This is a genomic window from Aminobacter sp. P4_D5, from assembly GCF_056401815.1.
Map to the genome: position 1 here is coordinate 1 of NZ_JBFUIP010000294.1, position 4021 is coordinate 4021.

At 59.2% G+C, this 4021-nt stretch carries 4 protein-coding genes and 1 pseudogene; 2 read left to right on the top strand and 3 right to left on the bottom strand.

The genetic code is table 11. The annotated features are described in order from the left end of the window. The first annotated feature begins 140 nt into the window (after positions 1–140). Positions 141–1244, top strand: a complete 1104-nt coding sequence (locus tag AC1DWF_RS30755; RefSeq protein WP_476786690.1) for an FAD-dependent oxidoreductase — start codon at positions 141–143, stop codon at positions 1242–1244. 342 nt (positions 1245–1586) lie between these two features. Here the strand turns inward: AC1DWF_RS30755 and AC1DWF_RS30760 are convergent. Further along, positions 1587–2289, bottom strand: a pseudogene (locus AC1DWF_RS30760) (IS6 family transposase). A gap of 101 nt (positions 2290–2390) precedes the next feature. On the opposite strand from AC1DWF_RS30760, the gene AC1DWF_RS30765 reads away from it, so the two are divergent. After that, entirely contained in the window at positions 2391–2597 is a 207-nt protein-coding gene (locus AC1DWF_RS30765; RefSeq protein ID WP_476804509.1) for a 6-pyruvoyl trahydropterin synthase family protein, read from the top strand. 82 nt (positions 2598–2679) lie between these two features. On the opposite strand, the gene AC1DWF_RS30770 is transcribed toward AC1DWF_RS30765, so the two are convergent. Beyond that, positions 2680–3519, bottom strand: a complete 840-nt coding sequence (locus AC1DWF_RS30770) for an ABC transporter permease (RefSeq protein ID WP_476842466.1) — start codon at positions 3517–3519, stop codon at positions 2680–2682. Between the two features lie 30 nt (positions 3520–3549). After that, positions 3550–4021: ABC transporter ATP-binding protein (locus tag AC1DWF_RS30775; protein ID WP_476842467.1), on the bottom strand; the 472-nt coding region annotated here is incomplete at its 5' end.

Below are 4021 nucleotides of genomic sequence, written 5' to 3' on the forward strand. Positions count from 1 at the left end.
GCTGTCAGCGCACGCAACCTCTCGGGGGGATACAGGGAGCGTCCATGTCTCGATATACTGAAACTCAAACTGCTCGCGGTCCTGTCGGCGGTATTCTATAGCCGTCCCTAGTGCGGAAAAGCGATCGAGGAACCCATTTCATGACGAAGCGTGCGCTTGTGTGCGGAGCAGGCATCAGTGGACTGTCTGCAGGGATATGTCTTGCCCGGATGGGGTGGGATGTCACTGTCTTCGAGAGGGACAGCGAACTGCGTACGGCAGGCGCGGGACTAAATCTCTGGCCAAACGGCGGGCGCGTGTTGAAGGCGCTGGGGCTGGGGCAGCGTTACGCTGAAATTGCGTCTAACCTGGAGTATTATCGAACCTTCTCGTCGAGCGGAGAAATCATAGCTGTTGATGATCTGAGGGACTGGCACGAGCGTTACGGCGCGCCATTGTCGGGAGTTTACCGGCGGGATCTCAGCAGAATGCTCATTGAAGCGCTCGGCCCGGATCGTATTCGCCTTGGCCGACAAGTCGTCAGCGTCGATCAGGGCGATACGGTCGTTTGCCGGTTCGCCAACGGTGAAATGGCGGAAGGGGAGCTCCTGGTCGGAGCTGATGGGATCAATTCTATTGTACGCACGTCCGTGTTCGGCCCGCAGAAATTTAGCTCAGATGGACTCGTGCGCTGGCGGGGTCTTTTCGATCTCGCTGATGTCGACGTCGATCCCCTCTCTGAGGCCGAAGTCTGGGGCAACGATGGCCATTTCGGCTACCTTCCGATTGGAAAGGGACGCGCATACTGGTTTGCAGCCGCAGATGGGGTAACCCAGGATCCTGACGTTGTCGCGGCGCACTTCAGCGGCTGGAAAGGCAGTCCGGTTCCGGGACTTGTTAGCGCGACGGACCGGTCCACTATTATCCGGAGCGATCTCCAGGATTTTGTACAGCCTCTTTCCCACTGGTCCAGGGGACGCGTCGCGCTGGCGGGCGATGCTGCCCATCCGATGCTTCCGGGGATGGCGCAAGGAGCAAATCAAGCACTGGAGGACATCCAGGCGCTTGGGTTCGCGCTTGACGCACACGAAGATGTCGAAACGGCGCTTCTTGCATACGAACAAGAACGCATTCCACGCGTTGCGCCAATTGTGCGATACTCTCGTTCGCTGTTCGAGTTCGATGACCAGAACGAACTGGTAAGTGGCCACCGAAACCCGCTGTTTGATCGCTACGATCGTTTCGTGGAGAGAAAAGATAGCTGATCTACCGCGAGTGCCCTAGTGCACTTTTGCGGCAGACTTGGCTGAGAGACCATGTCATGGCGTTCCAGAAGCCTATACATGACCGCTTTCGAGACGCTTCCGATTGAGAATGACGTGCCGCGTGCCAGGCGACAAGGTGGGTGCCAGACGGCTTAATATTGCCTGCACCATCGGGTGCGATCCAGACCTTCGATTTGAAAGATTGCAAGGCAGGAGGCGGCCTCTTCGTCATCCTGTCCGAATTCGCAAAACTCTTTGAACCTATTTAAGCCAGTAGAAAGTGTTTCGACTGGCTTGTCACATTGTGTGACACTGGTCGAAGGAATACGGCAGCGGCTGAATCTAGACGAGCGAACCAGCCACGGCTTTCCATTCGGCCATGGCATTGAGGCGGTGAAGGTGGATCTGAAATGCGGATCGTTTAGATTTGGGCGGAACAAAGAGATTTCTGAGGGTTGAGAAGATCGAGACGAAGCGCTGAAGGCCTCCCGATGATCGAAATCCTTGCATCACCCGCTCTCGTTTGCGCAGCGGTACATGGGAATTCTCGGCCCGATTGTTCAAGCCTTTGTGGGAGCGGTGTTCGACGTTCGGCATGATCTGGCGCTTTGCCGCTCCTTAAGAACGTAGCTTGTCTGTGATCATCCGCTTTGGCGCCATCCCCTGCTTCTTCAACAGCCGAGTCAGCAATCGCTTGGCGGCTTTGGTATTACGCCGGTTCTGAACGATCTCGTCGAGCACGTATCCGTCCTGATCGACAGCCCGCCACAGCCAGTGATTGCGGCCGGCTATGGTGACGACGACTTCGTCCAARTGCCAGATATCATCGCGGCGCGCCTGCTTGCGACGCAGTCTGCTAGCGTAGTCCGGCCCCGAACTTCTTTGCCCATCGGCGGATCGTTTCGTAGGAGACAACGATCCCACGCTCCAGCAGCAATTCTTCGACCAGGCGCAGGCTCAATGGGAACCGGAAATAGAGCCAGACCGCGTGCGCGATAATCTGGGGTGGGAAACGATGGCGCTTGTAGCTGACGGCCGTGGTCATACCTCCGCGTCTATACCGCAAGTCCTGATACTTGGTTTATGTGACAAGCCCCTGCCAATCTCTATGAGCTGGAAAAGCAGATAGAGGTCGTCCGCAAGACCATCGACCACACCTACCTCAATGACATCGAAGGGCTTGCGGTGCCTTCGCTTGAGAACGTAGCGCGCTGGATCTGGGACAGGTTGGAACCCCAGTTGGCAACTCGATCGTGTGGCGGTCCGCCGGGGATCACAAGGGCAAGCCGAAGGTACCGTGTACAGCGGGCGCGCGCTGCACAAGGTCGGCGCCTAAGCGGAAGCTCTCGATAGCGTCGTAGCGCAACTGCGGCGCAGGCACTTGATTGCCTGCGCTTCTATGTACAGAGCTGACGCTGATCAGTTCAGCATCGGCCTACTGGCTCCGGCTTCTCGAACCGGATGCCGTCCAGGGCAGCATCAACCGCCCCAACCAGCGCACGAGCGAGCTGAACAGGAAGCCCATCAACGCCACAGTGCAGATGCCGACATACATGCGGTTGGCCTGGAACAGCGACCACGAATGCCAAATGCGGTAGCCTATGCCCTGGCTTGCCTGGACAAACTCGACGCCGACGATAACCAGCACCGCCGTGCCGATGGCGATGCGCATGGAAATGAACAGCTGTGGCAGAAGCGCGGGCCAGGTGACGTGGCGGAACATGTTCCAGCCCTTAGCGCCGAACGAACGAGYCGCCTCGTGGTAGTTCTCGGGGATGGCGAGCACCGCCTCCATGCACTGGATCCAGACCAGGAAAAACACTGTCATCCCGACGAGCAGCACGCCCGGTAGTTCGCCAAGACCGAAGATCAGGAGGAGCAACGGCAGCAGTGCAAGTTTTGGCACCGTATAGAGCGCGGTGAGGAATGGCTCCAGTGCGGCGCGCGTCAGCCGCGACAGGCCGAGCAACAGTGCGGCGCCCAGCCCGGTGATGACGCCGATAGCGAAGCCAGCGAGCACGCGAAGGGCGCTGGCAAGGACATCCCTCTGTAGCATCCCTGTCTGAAACATTTCGACCGCTGACATGAAGATGGCGCTTGGTGCGGGGAAAAAGCGGGTGTCGAGAAGACCGGCGCGGGCACAGATTTCCCAGAGGATGAAGAACACGACAGGCGTGGCCATCGCCAGCACCTTTTCCTGCCTTTGCGCCCGGCGTGCGTAACCGCGCGGGTCGCGCTCGGCTTCGCCCGGTCTGATAGCGATGATCTTTTCCATGCTGGTCGCCTCCTCCACTTCGATCTTGATTCAGGCAGCGTGCTTGCCAACCTGCTCTCGCAGCAGGTTCCAGATTTCCTGTTCGAGCTTGGCGAACATCGGCTCACCTCGGATTTCCGGCGCGCGCGGTCGCACGAACGGCACCTCGAATTCAGCGATGATGCGTCCCGGCCGCGCCGACATCACCACGACCCTGTCGCCCAGCAGCAGCGCTTCTTYGAGGCTGTGGGTGACGAAGACGACCGTGCGCCTGTCCTCTTGCCAGAGCGTCAGCAACTCATCCTGCAGAATACGGCGATGCTGGGCATCAAGCGCGGCGAAAGGTTCGTCCATCAAAAGGATTTCGGGCTCGACCGCCATGGCCCGAGCGATGGCGACGCGCTGCAGCATGCCCCCTGAGAGCGCCGGCGGATAAGCGTTGGCGAAGTCGGCAAGGCCCATCTTGCCGAGCCACGCGGTCGCGCGCCTGTCGGCCTCGGAGCCGGCCTTGCCTGTCATCTCC

What these genes read in the sequence shown, in the direction of transcription:
- AC1DWF_RS30755 (WP_476786690.1), top strand. Translation starts at nt 141, where the DNA reads ATGACGAAGCGTGCGCTTGTGTGCGGAGCAGGCATCAGTGGACTGTCT.